16 protein-coding genes are annotated in these 13,544 nt (G+C 70.9%); 6 read left to right on the forward strand and 10 right to left on the reverse strand.

The annotated features are described in order from the left end of the window. The first annotated feature begins 237 nt into the window (after positions 1-237). The gene (locus IE264_RS20600; RefSeq protein ID WP_032759725.1) at positions 238-654 is read left to right on the forward strand and encodes a hypothetical protein; all 417 of its coding nucleotides are present in this window, start codon (positions 238-240) and stop codon (positions 652-654) included. A 59-nt stretch (positions 655-713) separates the two neighbouring features. After that, complete coding sequence (locus IE264_RS20605; protein WP_032759727.1) at positions 714-1,055, forward strand: cupin domain-containing protein; 342 nt, start codon at positions 714-716, stop codon at positions 1,053-1,055. A 21-nt stretch (positions 1,056-1,076) separates the two neighbouring features. On the opposite strand, the gene IE264_RS20610 is transcribed toward IE264_RS20605, so the two are convergent. Beyond that, positions 1,077-1,454 carry a MerR family transcriptional regulator gene (locus tag IE264_RS20610; protein WP_032759729.1) on the reverse strand — a complete coding sequence of 126 codons (378 nt, stop codon included), beginning with the start codon at positions 1,452-1,454 and terminating at the stop codon, positions 1,077-1,079. Positions 1,455-1,578: 124 nt separating this feature from the next. Between IE264_RS20610 and IE264_RS20615 the strand changes: the two genes are divergently transcribed. The 4 genes from IE264_RS20615 to IE264_RS20630 all read left to right on the forward strand — a co-directional run bounded on the left by IE264_RS20615 (position 1,579) and on the right by IE264_RS20630 (position 5,185). Then, positions 1,579-2,673 carry an alkene reductase gene (locus IE264_RS20615; RefSeq protein WP_032759730.1) on the forward strand — a complete coding sequence of 365 codons (1,095 nt, stop codon included), beginning with the start codon at positions 1,579-1,581 and terminating at the stop codon, positions 2,671-2,673. Between the two features lie 79 nt (positions 2,674-2,752). Further along, positions 2,753-3,160, forward strand: coding sequence for a RidA family protein (locus tag IE264_RS20620; protein WP_032759731.1), 408 nt, complete (start codon positions 2,753-2,755; stop codon positions 3,158-3,160). A gap of 81 nt (positions 3,161-3,241) precedes the next feature. Next, entirely contained in the window at positions 3,242-4,174 is a 933-nt protein-coding gene (locus IE264_RS20625; protein WP_032759732.1) for a phosphatidylinositol-specific phospholipase C, read from the forward strand. A gap of 60 nt (positions 4,175-4,234) precedes the next feature. Further along, positions 4,235-5,185, forward strand: coding sequence for an endonuclease/exonuclease/phosphatase family protein (locus IE264_RS20630; RefSeq protein WP_032759733.1), 951 nt, complete (start codon positions 4,235-4,237; stop codon positions 5,183-5,185). Positions 5,186-5,284: 99 nt separating this feature from the next. On the opposite strand, the gene IE264_RS20635 is transcribed toward IE264_RS20630, so the two are convergent. The 9 genes from IE264_RS20635 to IE264_RS20675 all read right to left on the reverse strand — a co-directional run bounded on the left by IE264_RS20635 (position 5,285) and on the right by IE264_RS20675 (position 13,286). Next, positions 5,285-5,860: an SMI1/KNR4 family protein gene (locus IE264_RS20635; RefSeq protein ID WP_032759735.1), complete on the reverse strand. Its 576-nt coding sequence runs from the start codon at positions 5,858-5,860 to the stop codon at positions 5,285-5,287. Positions 5,861-5,942: 82 nt separating this feature from the next. Continuing rightward, positions 5,943-6,464: a hypothetical protein gene (locus tag IE264_RS20640; protein ID WP_032759737.1), complete on the reverse strand. Its 522-nt coding sequence runs from the start codon at positions 6,462-6,464 to the stop codon at positions 5,943-5,945. 103 nt (positions 6,465-6,567) lie between these two features. Next, positions 6,568-7,173 (reverse strand): hypothetical protein, encoded by a 606-nt coding sequence (locus tag IE264_RS38020; RefSeq protein ID WP_032759738.1) that lies wholly within the window; start codon positions 7,171-7,173, stop codon positions 6,568-6,570. Positions 7,174-7,234: 61 nt separating this feature from the next. Next, positions 7,235-8,704, reverse strand: coding sequence for a HAMP domain-containing sensor histidine kinase (locus IE264_RS20650; RefSeq protein ID WP_051822014.1), 1,470 nt, complete (start codon positions 8,702-8,704; stop codon positions 7,235-7,237). A gap of 68 nt (positions 8,705-8,772) precedes the next feature. Continuing rightward, positions 8,773-9,510, reverse strand: coding sequence for a response regulator transcription factor (locus IE264_RS20655; RefSeq protein WP_032759740.1), 738 nt, complete (start codon positions 9,508-9,510; stop codon positions 8,773-8,775). Positions 9,511-9,577: 67 nt separating this feature from the next. Then, positions 9,578-10,660 (reverse strand): S1C family serine protease, encoded by a 1,083-nt coding sequence (locus tag IE264_RS20660; protein WP_032759741.1) that lies wholly within the window; start codon positions 10,658-10,660, stop codon positions 9,578-9,580. A gap of 97 nt (positions 10,661-10,757) precedes the next feature. Beyond that, entirely contained in the window at positions 10,758-11,369 is a 612-nt protein-coding gene (locus IE264_RS20665; protein WP_032759742.1) for a hypothetical protein, read from the reverse strand. A 45-nt stretch (positions 11,370-11,414) separates the two neighbouring features. Continuing rightward, on the reverse strand, positions 11,415-12,455 hold the full coding sequence (locus tag IE264_RS20670) for a LacI family DNA-binding transcriptional regulator (protein WP_015610209.1): 1,041 nt from the start codon (positions 12,453-12,455) through the stop codon (positions 11,415-11,417). Between the two features lie 24 nt (positions 12,456-12,479). Next, positions 12,480-13,286: a response regulator transcription factor gene (locus IE264_RS20675; RefSeq protein ID WP_015610210.1), complete on the reverse strand. Its 807-nt coding sequence runs from the start codon at positions 13,284-13,286 to the stop codon at positions 12,480-12,482. Between the last annotated feature and the right edge of the window lie 258 nt (positions 13,287-13,544).

Raw genomic sequence — 13,544 nt, forward strand, 5'->3', positions numbered from 1 at the left:
CTTGTCATTCGTATCACTTGTTTATACGCGCAGAATCACTCGTTAGACGTCAAACACTTGATACGGGTGCGCCCGGCGCGCTAGCTTCCTGATGTGTCGCCCCGTCACGAGGCGGCCAACTCCCCTGTCGTCTGCGCCCGTTGGGGGAGCCGTGTGCCAGGGCGCCCCCGACCCGCAGCTCGTCACGCCGGCCGCGGGCAGGGGGCGTCCCTGGTGTCCCTGCCAGGAGGCCGCGCCATGCTCGACCACGTCCCCGAACCCGCCAACTCACCTTCGTACGCCTACCGGTGCGAGCGGTCCACCTACGCATCGGAGGATCGCGACGAGCCCGACTGCTTCGCGCGGTACTCCGCCACCACACCCGAACTGGCGATCCAGCGGCTCCGGGACGAGGCGCGGATCCTGCTCGCCGGGTTACCGGAGGCGGAGCGCCCGGTGCTGGGATGGGCCGAGGGGGTGGGCTGCGTACGGGCCCTCGGTGCCCTGCACGGGGGGCGTACCTGCGGGTTCTCGTTGCGGCACGGGGACGGGTGGAGCGAATGGGTCGTGCGGCCCGTCTCCAGGGGCTCCGCCGATCCGGCGGGTGCAACGGCCGTGTCGTTCACGGAAGCCGTGCCGTGCGGTGTGTGCGCGCTCTGTGCGCAGGGTGCTTGAGGCGGGCCGTGCCGCGTGTGGTGCTCGCCCGGGGCCCCGTTCCGCGACAGGGTGAGGTCATGAGCAACGAGACACAGTCGGGCACCGAGAACAACCTCAAGACGGTCATCCATGTCGAGGACGTGGAGCCCCGCGAAGTGGCCCCCGGCATCCTGCGCCGCAAGCTGCCCGCCACCGACTACGCCCGAGGCTGGCTGATCGACTTCGCCGCCGGTACCGAGTGGCCCGAGGTCGATCAACACCCCACCGAGGAGCGGTACTTCGTCATCAGCGGCGAGGTGATCGACGGCGGCGAGCGGCACGGGCCGGGGTCGTACGTCGTGTTCGCGCCGGGCAGTGAGCACCGGCCGCGTACCGAGACCGGGGCCCGGATGCTCGGCATCTCGATGATGAACGCCTGAAGCAGGTGAACGCCTGAGCCGTCAGGCCGCCGTGGCCCGCCGCAGTGTCTTGCGGTGGGCCCGGTTCGTCGCCATCAGCACGTCGAGGGCGTCCCGGGTGCGGACCAGCTCCTCGATGTGGGCGGAGAGCCGTTCCCGCTCCTGCTCCATCCGTTCCATGGCGGCGTCGGAGGTCGTCTCGCTCGGGGCGTCCACGCAGGGCAGCAGTTCCGTGATGGTCCTGCTGGACAGGCCGGCCGCGTAGAGCCGCTGGATGAAGCCGACCCGGTCGATGTCGGCGTCCCGGAAATGCCGCTGTCCGCTGGGGCTGCGCGTACTGGTGAGCAGGCGCTGCTCCTCGTAGTAGCGCAGGGACCGGACGCTGACGCCGGCCGCCTTCGCGAGTTCCCCGATGCGCATGCGTCCGTCCTCTTCCGTCTTCGTCTTCGTCGCTCTTCGGGCTTGCCTCTGACATTGATGTCAGGTTTTAGCGTAGCCGCAGTGCCCGGTTCGCGGGCGCCACGGAACCAGGAGGACGTTCGGCATGACCCTGATCGACACCCACTCCGACACCCTGTTCACCGGCTACCGGCTCGGTGGTCTCACCCTCCCCAACCGGGTCGTGATGGCCCCCATGACCCGCGTCCGGGCCGCAGCCGAGGGCCTGGCGACGCCGTCGATGGCGACGTACTACGCCCAGCGGGCGACCGCCGGGCTCATCGTGAGTGAAGGCGTTCAGCCGAGTCTGATCGGGCAGTCGAATCCGGGTACGCCGGGGCTGTACACCGATGAGCAGGTCGCCTCGTGGCGGCCGGTCACCGCCGCCGTGCACGCGAACGGGGGCCGGATCTTCGCGCAGATCATGCACGGGGGGCGGGTCTCGCACCCCGACACGACCGGGCTGGTGCCGGTCGGGCCGTCCGCCGTGCCGGCGGTGGGGGAGGTCTTCACGCCGACCGGTCCCCAGGCCGCGCCGATGCCCCGCGCCCTGGACACCGCCGAGGTCCCCGAGCACGCCCAGTCGTACGCGGCGGCTGCCCGCCGGGCTGTCGACGCCGGGTTCGACGGGGTCGAACTGCACGGCGCGAACGGCTACTTGATCTCCCAGTTCCTCTCCTCCAACGCCAACCTGAGGACGGACCGTTACGGCGGGTCCATCGCCAACCGCGTACGGTTCGCGGTCGAGGCGGTGGAGGCGACCATCGACGCCGTGGGTGCGGCGCGGACCGGTATCCGGCTCTCGCCGGGCGGGACGTTCTGGGGCGTCGAGGAGAAGGACGTACCCGAGCTCTACGCCGTACTGCTGGGGGAGCTGGCGCGGCTGGAGCCCGCGTACGTGCACCTGGAGGCGACCGTCGAGGACGAGATCCTGGTGGCTCTGCGCCGGGCGTGGCCCGGGACCCTGGTCATGAACCCGGTGCTGCCGATGGGGGACCGGCGCGCCGAGCGTCCGGACGCGGACCGGTGGCTCGGGCTGGGGGCGGACCTGATCAGCTTCGGCCGGGCCTTCATCGCCAACCCCGACCTGGTCGAACGGCTGCGGGCCGGGCTGCCGCTGGCCGCGGAGGACTCGGCGACGTACTTCCAGGGGGGTGACGCAGGGTACGTCACGTATCCGGCGTACCAGCACGCGGGCTGAGCCCGGCCGTCCGCCGGGGAGGCGGGAGGCGGGGGAAAAGGCGGTGCGGGCCGGGAGTGCGCTTGCCAGACTCGTGCGCATGACGGAGAAGATCACTCGCATCAACCCCGAGCAGCTGCACGATACGCCCGGATATCACCACATCACCGTGGTGGAGGCCGGCCGCACGGCCTATCTGGCGGGGCAGTGCCCGATCGGCCCGGACGGTGACGTCGTGCCCGGCTCCTACCTGGAACAGGCGGACCAGGTCGCCGCCAACGCGCTCGTCGCTCTGGCGGCGGTGAACGCCGGGCCGCACCACGTGGTGCGGTCGGTGATCTACGTGAAGAGCGACGACGGGCCGACCCTCGCGTCGGTGTGGGCCCGGCTCAACGCCTCCGCCCTCGGGCCGGCGTTCACCACCGCGAGCACGCTGCTGGGCGTCGCGCAGCTGGGCTTTCCCGGGCAGCTCGTGGAGGTTGACCTCACGGCGGCGCTGCCGGACTGAGGGGCCCGGCCCTCTTCCCGCCGTGACGTGCACCCGTCAGAATCCAAGGGCCTGCCCCCCACGGCCCTCGGAGGCGCTCCCATGTCCACGCCCACGAACCACCCTGCTCCCTCAGGTCTCTTGAGCACGCGCAGAGGCTTCCTGGCCGGTGCGCTCGCCGTATCCGCCACGGCGATCGCCGGGGTCGCGCCTGCCGTCGCCGCCACCCGGGAACGGGAGCGGGCGGTCCGGGGGACGCAGGACTGGATGGGCGGCCTGCCCGACGGCACTGCTCTCCAGCGGCTGACGATCCCGGGTACGCACGACTCGGGCGCGCGGTTCGGCGGGCCGTGGTCGGAGTGCCAGAACACCACGATCGCGCAGCAGTTGGAGAGCGGGATCCGCTTCCTCGACGTGCGGTGCCGGATCACCGGGGGGTCGTTCGCGATCCATCACGGGGCCTCGTTCCAGAACATGATGTTCGGCGATGTCCTCGTGGCCTGCTGGAACTTCCTGGCCGCGCGGCCGAGCGAGACCGTGCTGATGCGGGTGAAGCAGGAGTACTCCTCCGAGAGCGACGCGGCGTTCCGGGCGATCTTCGACGACTACCTCGACGCGCGGGGGTGGCGGTCGCTGTTCCGGCTGGACTCCACGCTGCCCACGCTGGGCGGGGCCCGGGGCAAGGTGGTGCTGCTGGCCGACAACGGCGGGCTGCCCGGGGTGCGGTACGGCGATTCGGCCGTCTTCGACATCCAGGACGACTACATGGCGGAGCCGTTCGCCAAGTACCCGAAGATCGAGGCCCAGTTCCGCAAGGCCGCCCAGCAGCCGGGCAAGTTCTTCATGAACTACGTCTCCACCGCCGCCCTGATGCCGCCCCGCTGGAACGCCGACCGGCTCAACCCGCAGGTGCACTCGTTCCTGGAGCGGTCCGAGACCGCCGGGTGGACAGGGCTCGGCATCGTCCCGCTGGACTACCCGAACCAGCGGGGCGGGCTGGTGGAGTCGCTGATCCGGCACAACCCGGTGGGGTGAGGAGCGGTCGGATCGTAGGCTCATCCCTTACGTGATCATTTCGTAAGGGGTGGGGATGCCATGAATGCCATGAACCTGTTCGGAATACTGAGAAGACCCGCCGGGGCGCTGATCGTCCTGGCTCTGCTGCTCGCCGCCGTGGCCGCGGTGCCGCCGGCCAAGGCGGTCGCCGCGGCCGATGCGGTCGCTGCGGCCGATGCGGTCGCTGCGGTCGCTGCGGAGCCGAAGAACCTCCAGGTCATGTCGTGGAACATGTGCGACGTTCCGCGCTGGGGCTGTACGGACACCGGCACGAGCGCCCAGAAGGCGGGCGTGGTCAAGATGCACGTCGACAACACCTGGGTGCACGCCGTTCTCCTCCAGGAGGTCTGCGAGAACACCCTCGCCACGCTGATGACCGAGCTCGGCCCGGGGTGGGGCAAGGCGTTCCACCCGTACCGCTGGTCGCAGAACGGCGTGAAGCACGACAGCCCGTGCGTGGAGGGGCAGCCCGAGCGGGCGGGCACCGCGATCATCGTCAAGGGCGGGATCCAGGACGCCAGTACGTACCCGACGACCCAGCCGTGGACGGGGCTCCAGGCACCGTTCCACTGCGCGACGGCCCCGTACTGGGACAACATCCGGCTCTGCAACGTCCACGCCTCCTGGCTGGGCATCAACCCGGACCACCCCACCTGGGACTACCGGGACGACCAGTTCGCGGAGATCAAGGCGGTCGTCGACCAGTTCCCCCGTACGGTCTTCGGCGGTGACTTCAACGCGAAGTCGCCGGACGCGCCGAACAACGCCCACGCCTGGGTGTGGCCGCAGGGCCTCTACTCCCAGGGCCCGGGCACCGAGGGCTACCAGGAGTGCGACCAGACGGGGACGTCCCGCACCGGCCGCGCGACGCACGGTTCCGGGGTGAAGATCGACTACATCTTCAGCAGCGAGACCCGGCGCTGGTGCGCCGTCGCGGACTCGGTGTACTCGGACCACCACGTGATGATCGAGAGCGTGGCGGTCGGCTGACGGCCGGCTGACGCACGAGAGGGGCGGCGGAGCCATGGGCCCGCCGCCCCTCTTCGTCGTACGTACCCCTGGGGCCTGTCCGGCCGACAGGGGGTGGGATCACATGCCGCGATCGGGGCCGTGGAGGACGCGCATCTCGTCGGTCTCGGACACCGGCATGCTCTCCATGACAACCGGACCCGGGTAGAACACATCGGTCTCGGGCCCGAACATCGATTCGCCGATCAGGTAGCGGTACAGCCATTCGGCGTAGCCCATGCGGAATTCGAAGAAGTCCGGCTCGTTGCCGTCGCAGGCCAGCAGCGTCCAGCCTTCACCGTTCCGGTTGTGGACACCGAAGACGTACTCGCCACGGTCCGTACTGGAGAGGGGAACAAGACCGTCAGGACCGCCAAACCGAATCTCTCCCTCGGGGCCTGGCAGCCTGCTCCGCCGAAAAGCGGTGACGGTGGACTGGATCCACGCCCCCAGGTTCCGTCGCTCCGTCGCGGGATGCTTGATGAAGAGGTGCTGGTTCAGGAGGAGCGGGCCGTAGAGGTCGATCAGCGTCTTGTATTCGCCGGGCAACTCCACACCGAGTTCGTTCTCGAGCCTCTGCCAGGCCGCCGGGTCCGCATGGCTGTTCCCGGACGGGCCCAGCATCGAGATGACCCTGTCCACGTAGTTCGGTGACATTCCTGATCTCCCGGGCTGGTGCTGCGCTGTCGACGTGCTGTTGGCAGGGTCCGTGCCCCCGCCGGACCGGGTCCGTGGCCCTTCAGATCAGCGGGGACCCTTCTGCCGACTGCCATCGTTGCAGGCCCCCGGGCCAGCCGGCAGGCAGTCCTCTGCCGCCTCTCAGGACCGCGGTGAGGAAGTCACCCACACCCCCCTTGAGCACGTCGATGCGCGGGCACTGCCGGAACGCCACCGCGACGGCCCATGCGCCCTCGTCGTCGATCGGAGGGACCAGCAGGCAGACGTCCCCGTTCCAGTCGTGGTACGCCCACGGGACCAATCGGTCCCATACGAGTGCGAGTGCCGGGGAGTCGCGGTGATGGTCGTAGGCGTGGTGGAAGTGGTCCTGCTCCTCCTGCATGAAGGTGAGCAGGGGGTCGCCGCCCTGGGGGTGCGGCAGGAACAGGTGGCCCAGAAGCACGGCGTCGCCGTAGCCGTCCACCAGGGCCTTGTAGTCGCTCGGCAGTTCCGCCCCGACCCATGCCTCGACCTCCTGCCAGGAGGCGGGAGCGGCGGGCCGGAACCGCTCCGCAGGGCCGAGGAGTGCGGAGAAGTCGGTCATGCGCGCTCACTCCCCCACTCCGGGCCGTCCGGCCGACGCTTCGGTGGCGGGATCATAACCTGGGCCGTCTCGTCGTTCGCCGAGCTTCCCGGTCAGCAGGCCCTCACCCGGAGCGCTCGGGGCCGAACCACACGGATTCGGTGTCCTGCGGTGTCATGGGCAGGCTCCTGAACTTGACCGGGCCCGGATGGAGGATGCCGCTGCCGGGGCCGACGGCGTCCTCCCCACTCACGTACTGGCGTAGCCATTCGGAGAACGGGATGGCCTGGCAGAAGAACTCCTCCTCCCCGTTCTCCGCGAAGATGAGCGGCTTGCCCGCGCCGTCCCGTGCGAGGAAGACGGTTTCGCCCCGGTCCGAGCCGAGGAGGGGGGTGAGCCCGTCCGGTGCTCCGAACCGCAGTTCGTCCGTGCCCAGAACCGCCCGTGGATCTCCGTCGATCTCGTCGTCCCACTCCACCTCGGACCACGCCGTGACGGTCTCGCTGATCCAGCGCCGAAGGTTCCAGCATTCCGACGCCGGGTGATGGAGGTAGAGGTGCTCGTACAACTGGACCGGGGCGTAGGCGTCGACGATCGTCTTGTAGTCGTCGGGAAGCGCGAACCCAAGGTCGTCTTCGAGACCCCGCCAGGCATCGTCGGTTCCGCCGCGCTCGGTGACCGGCTCGCCCAGTATGTCCAGAACTGCCCTCAGGCTGCTCGTTGTTGTCACGGCGCATCTCTCTTCGGGCCGGTGGCGCTGCCGGTCACCGTACCGGCTGTCCGGTTCTCACTCACATCCCCGGCGGCGGCGTGGGCGCCCCCGGCAGCCTGATCGTCGCGACCGTGCCGGGGCCGTTGTCCGGGGCCGGGCGGAGGGTGATCTCGCCGCCCGCCTGCTGGATCGTGCGGGCCACGATGGACAGGCCCAGGCCTGAGCCGGGGAGCTGGCGGGCCAAGGGGGAGCGCCAGAAGCGTTCGAAGACGTGGGGGAGTTCCTCGGCGGGGATGCCGGGGCCCCGGTCCCGGACCGAGAGTTCGCCCCGGTGCAGGTGCACGTCGATCGTGGCGCGGGGCGGGCTGAACTTCACCGCGTTGTCCAGGATGTTGACGATCGCCCGCTCCAGGGCCGCCGGTTCGGCCCGGACGTACCAGGGGGCCAGGTCGGCGGTGATCGTCAGCTCGGGGCCGCGGAGGCGGGCGCGTTGCAGGGCGGTACGGGTGATGTCGTGCAGGCCCACCACCTGGAGCGGGCCGGGCTGGGCGGCGTCGGGGCGGGCCAGTTCCTGGAGGTCGCCGATCAACGCGGCCAGCTCCGTCATCTGGGCCTTCACCGAGGCCATCAACGCCTTGCGGTCGTCCGGCGGGATCACCCGGCCCGTCTCGTCGCTGCGCGCCAGCAGCTCCACGTTCGTCCGGAGCGAGGTGAGCGGGGTGCGCAGCTCATGGCCCGCATCCGCGATCAGCTGGGCCTGGCGGTCGCGCGACGAGGCGAGCTGGGCCGCCATGGAGTTGAAGGAGTGCGACAGGCGGGCGATCTCGTCCTCGCCGTCGACCGGGATCCGTACGGTCAGGTCCTCCGTACGCGCCACGTGCTCGACGGCCTCGGTCAGCTCGTCCACCGGGCGCAGGCCCGCCCGCGCCACCCAGAGCCCGGCCGCGCCCGCGCCGACCACGCCGATGCCGCCGACGAGGGCGAGCACCCAGGCGAGGGTGGAGAGCGGTGCGTCGATCTCGCTGAGCGGGCGGGCCACCGAGACGGCGAGCTGGTTGTTGGCCTGGCCGGAGCCGACCACCGGCGGCAGCTTGCGGGTGTAGACCCGCATGTCCTGGCCGTCGTCGTTCTCCGTCGTGTGCAGGGCGTCGGCCTCCCGGCCGGCCGCCACGGCGACGTCCTTCGGCTGGGCGGGTACGGGCGTGGTGTTCGGGGCCGTGCAGTAGCTGCCGTTGGCCGCGACGATCTGCACGGTGTACTGGCCGGGGAACTCCTGGGCGGGCAGCTGCCCGCCGCTCAGGCACGAGGTCAGCAGATCGCGCATCGGCTCGTTGTCCATCTTCGCGTTGCGCAGCGAGTCGTCGAGCTGGTCCTCCAGCTGGGCCCGAGTCACGAACCAGCACGCCACCGCCACCGCCGCGACCGCCACCGCGACCGCCGTGGCCACGAGGATCGCGAGCCGGGAGCGCAGCGGCAGCGCTCGGAAGCGGCGTACGAGCCCTTTCCTGGCGGGAGTCGCCTCGTCCGCGGAGGGTTCCGCGCCGTGCACGCCGGTGGGTTCCGTGCCGTCCGCGCCGGTGGGGCCCGTGCCGTGCGCGCCGGTGGGTTCCAGCCTGCTCACGCCTCGCCGCTCCCGCCCGTGCGGAGCGCGTAGCCGACCCCGCGCACGGTGTGGACCAGGCGCGGCTCGCCGCCCGCCTCCGTCTTGCGGCGCAGGTACATCACGTACACGTCCAGGGAGTTGGAGCTCGGCTCGAAGTCGAAGCCCCAGACCGCCTTGAGGATCTGCTCCCGGGTCAGCACCTGGCGCGGGTGGGCCAGGAACATCTCCAGGAGCGTGAACTCGGTACGGGTCAGCTCGACCCGGCGGTCGCCCCGGGTGACCTCGCGGGTGGCCAGGTCCATCCGCAGATCGGCGAAGGAGAGGACATCGTCGTCCGGGGCCTCCGCGCCCGCCGCCGACGCCGCGTACGAGCTGCGGCGCAGCAGGGCCCGGATCCGGGCGAACAGCTCGTCCAGCTCGAACGGCTTGACCAGGTAGTCGTCCGCGCCCGCGTCGAGGCCGGTGACCCGGTCCCCGACGGTGTCGCGGGCGGTGAGCATGAGGATGGGTGTGGTGGAGCCGGTGGCCCGGATGCGGCGGGCGGCGGTGAGGCCGTCCATGCGGGGCATCTGGATGTCCAGGACGATGAGGTCGGGGGCGTACGCCTCGGCCATCGCCAGGGCGTCGTACCCGTCGACCGCGACCCGGGTGCCGTACCCCTCGAAGGCGAGGCTGCGCTGGAGCGCCTCCCGTACGGCCGGTTCGTCGTCGACGATCAGGATGCGCTGGGGATCGTCTTCGGCGGGGCTCATCGCTGTGTCGTCCTCTTCTCGTTCCGGCCGATGGGGCGGTCTGCGGGAGTGTCTCAGCCTCGCACGGTCAGGAGCCGTCGCCCGCGCGCAGGGTGTCCAGGTCGGCCTTGAGCGTGTTCACCGGGATCGCGAAGCCGAGGCCCACGCTGCCCGCCGTGGAGCCGCTGCCCGCCGCCGAGGAACTGGGCGCGTACATCGCGGAGTTGATGCCGATGATCTCGCCGTCCATGTTGATCAGCGCGCCGCCGGAGTTGCCGGGGTTGAGCGAGGCGTCGGTCTGGAGCGCCTTGTACGTGGTCGTCTTCTCGCCCGTGTCGCCGTTGAACTGCTGCCCCCCGAACTCGAACGGCCACTGCTGGCCGCCACCCCCTTGGTTCTCCCCCGAGCTGCCGGAGTCGTCCTTGGCGACCGTGACGTTTCGGTCGAGGGCGGAGATGATTCCGCTGGTGACGGTGCCGGTCAGGCCCTCGGGCGAGCCGATCGCCACGACCTGGTCACCCACCTTGACCTGCGAGGAGTCGCCGAGCGAGGCCGTCTTCAGGCCGCTCGCGCCACGCAGCTTGATGAGCGCGAGGTCCTTGTCGGGGTCGGTGCCCACGACGTCGGCGGTGTAGGTCTTGCCGGTGGAGAGCGTGACCTCGATCTGCTGGGCGCCCGAGATCACGTGGTTGTTGGTGACGATCTCGCCGTCCTCGGTGATCACCACCCCGGACCCGGTGGACTTGCCCGCCGAGGAGGCCGCGCCGATCTCGACGATCGCGGGGGAGACCGCCTCGGCGACGCCGGAGACGGTTCCCTTGCTGCTCTGCGAGACGGTGGTGCCCTGGACCGTGCCGGTGGAGCCGGTGGCGCTCGCCCCGCCGTCGCTGAGCTGCCCGACCAGCGTGGCCGTACCGCCGCCGATCACGGCCGCGGCGAGGGCGACCGCCGCCAGCAGGGCAACCGGCCGCTTCGCCCGGCGGTCGCGGTGCCCGGGGGCGGGGGGCTCGGAGGCGTACGAGGAGGGGTCGGGGGCGTACGGGGGCGGCGGCGGGTAGCCGCCTGCCGCGCCGTCGTACGCGGTGCTGTACGCCGTGTCGTACGGGTACGGGGTGGGGTCCTGGTCCGTCGTGTACGCGCCGCTCGGGCGGGGGCTCTCCGTCATGTGCATCAGCCTCGCGAGCCAAGATGAGAGCAGCCTGAGTACGTCCTGAGAAGCCCGGAAGAACCGCGTATGCCCGCTGTAAGGGCGCCCCGCGATGTCCGTACTAGCTCTGGGTGAGGAACACGGCCCATGTGCAGGGCGCGCACGTCAGGACGTACCCGAGGCCGCCCCCGTAGTTGGCGGCCGTGGCCGTCTCGTTGCCCTCCTCCAGGTGCGCCACGAACGCCATCGGCTTCTCGCACTCCGGGCAGTTGGGCACCCGGTCCGCGTAGTACCAGTCGGGCTCGCCGCCCAGGGAGCCCAGCACCGCCCGCCCCCGGCCGCAGAGCTCGGCGTACGCGGAACGGGCGTCGTCGTACGTGTCCTCCTCGACGGTCACGGTTTTGACCGCCGACACCGCCCCCAGCCGGGTCTCCCCCTCGGCGGGGACCGTCGCCGGGACGAGTCCGCCGGATACTGCGGACGGGAAGAGGTACGCCCGGTTCCCGCCGTCGAAGGGGTCCCACTCCTCACACAGGCCCGGGTCGTTCGCGCAGATGAAGACGGCGACGGTGCCCTCGTCCACCGGCAGCTGCGCCAGGAACTGCATCGCGCCCTCGCAGGTGGCGCACCGGGGCCAGGAGAAGCCGACGGGGACGAGCGGTATCCCGCCGGTGCGCAGCCCGGGGGCGGTCTCGCCCGTCGTGCCGTCGTAGATCATCAGGGTCTGTGGCATGCGCGGGAGTCTAGGACGCGCCTCCGACACCTCAGGAGGCGGCGGTCACTCCGACGCGTTCGGCTCCCCGCAGCCGCACGAGCGCCGGATCACCAGCGCCGAGGGGAACTGCTTCAGCCGCTCCCGCCGCGAGCCGACGACCCGGAGCGAGTCGTCGAGCACCAGGTCCACGGCGGCCCGCGCCATCGCCGGACGGTCGGAGAAGACCGTGGTCAGCGGCGGATCCGTGAGCCCGGCCTCCTTCACGTCGTCGAAGCCCGCGACCGCCAGCTCACCGGGTACGTCGATGCGCAGCTCGCGCGCCGCCCGCAGCACCCCGATGGCCTGGTCGTCGGTGGCGCAGAAGATCGCCGGGGGGCGGTCCGGGCCGGCGAGCAGCCCGAGCGCCACCTGATAGGCGTCGTACCGGTTGTACGGGGCCTGGAAGAGCCGGCCCTCCGTCGAGCGGCCGGACTCGTGCATCGCCCGGCGCCAGCCCTCGACGTGGTCGGCGACCGGGTCACCGACGGCCGGGGTCTCCTCCGTACCGCCGAGGCAGGCCACGTACGCGTTGCCGTGCTCCAGCAGGTGGCGGGTGGCGAGCTGGGCGCCGCCGACGTCGTCCGTGACCACCGCGACGTCGTCGATCGCCTCGGGGCGCTCGTGCAGCAGCACCACCCGGGCGTCCCACGCCTCTATCTCCGCCGCCGCCCGCTCGCTGGGGCCCTGGCTGACCAGGATCAGCCCGGAGACGCGCATGCCGAGGAAGGCGCGCAGATAGTGGACCTCGCGCTCGTCGCGGTAGTCGGAGTTGCCGACGAGCACCATTTTCCCGCGCTCGGCGGCGGCCTGTTCGACCGCGTGCGCCATCTCCGCGAAGAAGGGCTGCCGGGCGTCCGGGACGATCATTCCTATGAGGTCGGTCCGCCGCGAGGCCATGGCCTGGGCGACCCGGTCGGGCCGGTAGCCCAGCTGCTTGATCGCGGCGAGCACCCGCTCGCGCGTGGCCGGGGCGACCGGCCGGGGTCCGTTGTTGATGACGTAACTGACGACCGCGGTCGACGTCCCCGCCAGTCTCGCCACATCGTCCCGCGTCACCTTGGCCACGCGCGGCAGTCTACGCGGATGGAACTACCTCTTGGCAGCCTCTACCGGGGCTTCTTCCGCCGCTGTGGCCGAAGACGACTGCTCCGATCGGGTGACGGGCTCGGCGGCCTTCTGCTGGGCGGCCTGCCGCTCCTTCGCCTCCTCGGCGGCGCGCTCCACCTTCTCGGGGGTGACGAAGCGGTAGCCGACGTTACGGACGGTCCCGATCAGTGACTCGTGCTCGGGGCCGAGCTTGGCGCGCAGCCGCCGGACGTGGACGTCGACCGTCCGCGTACCGCCGAAGTAGTCGTAGCCCCAGACCTCCTGGAGGAGCTGGGCGCGGGTGAATACCCGGCCCGGGTGCTGGGCCAGGTATTTCAGCAGTTCGAATTCCTTGAAGGTCAGGTCCAGGACCCGGCCCTTGAGTTTCGCGCTGTACGTGGCCTCGTCGACGGAGAGATCGCCGTTGCGGATCTCCATCGGGGAGTCGTCGGAGGTGATCTGCTGCCGGCCGGTGGCCAGCCGCAGCCGGGCCTCGACCTCGGCGGGCCCCGCTGTGTCCAGCAGGACGTCGTCGATGCCCCAGTCGGCGGTGACGGCCGCGAGGCCGCCCTCGGTGACGACGAGGATCAGCGGACAGCCCGGTCCGGTGGACCGCAGCAGCTGACAGAGCGAGCGGACCTGAGGCAGGTCGCGGCGCCCGTCGATGAGGATCACATCGGCGCCCGGGGTGTCCACCAGGGCCGGGCCCTCGGCGGGGGCCACCCGCACGCTGTGCAGCAGGAGGCCGAGGGCGGGAAGCACCTCCGTCGACGGCTGGAGTGCGTTCGTCAACAGCAGCAGTGAACTCATCGCCGCCCACCTGCCTGGTTCGGTCGATCGTTGTGCACGGTTCGCTCGCCCATTACGTCGGTCCTCCTCGTTCCCTGCGAGAGGGGCACTCCCGGGTCGGACCCGGGGGAGTATGCGGCACTGCTTCGTACGTCATGCGTCATGCGGTTGTTACGGTGCGGCCCCGCGCCCTGGGACCGCTGAGCTTGTTGAAACGTCTCCGTAACAACGCCCGGGAAGCACAAAAGGACCCGGGGGCTGCATTGCCCGGATCCTCTT

The organism is Streptomyces microflavus (genome assembly GCF_014650075.1).
Lineage (GTDB): Bacteria > Actinomycetota > Actinomycetes > Streptomycetales > Streptomycetaceae > Streptomyces > Streptomyces microflavus.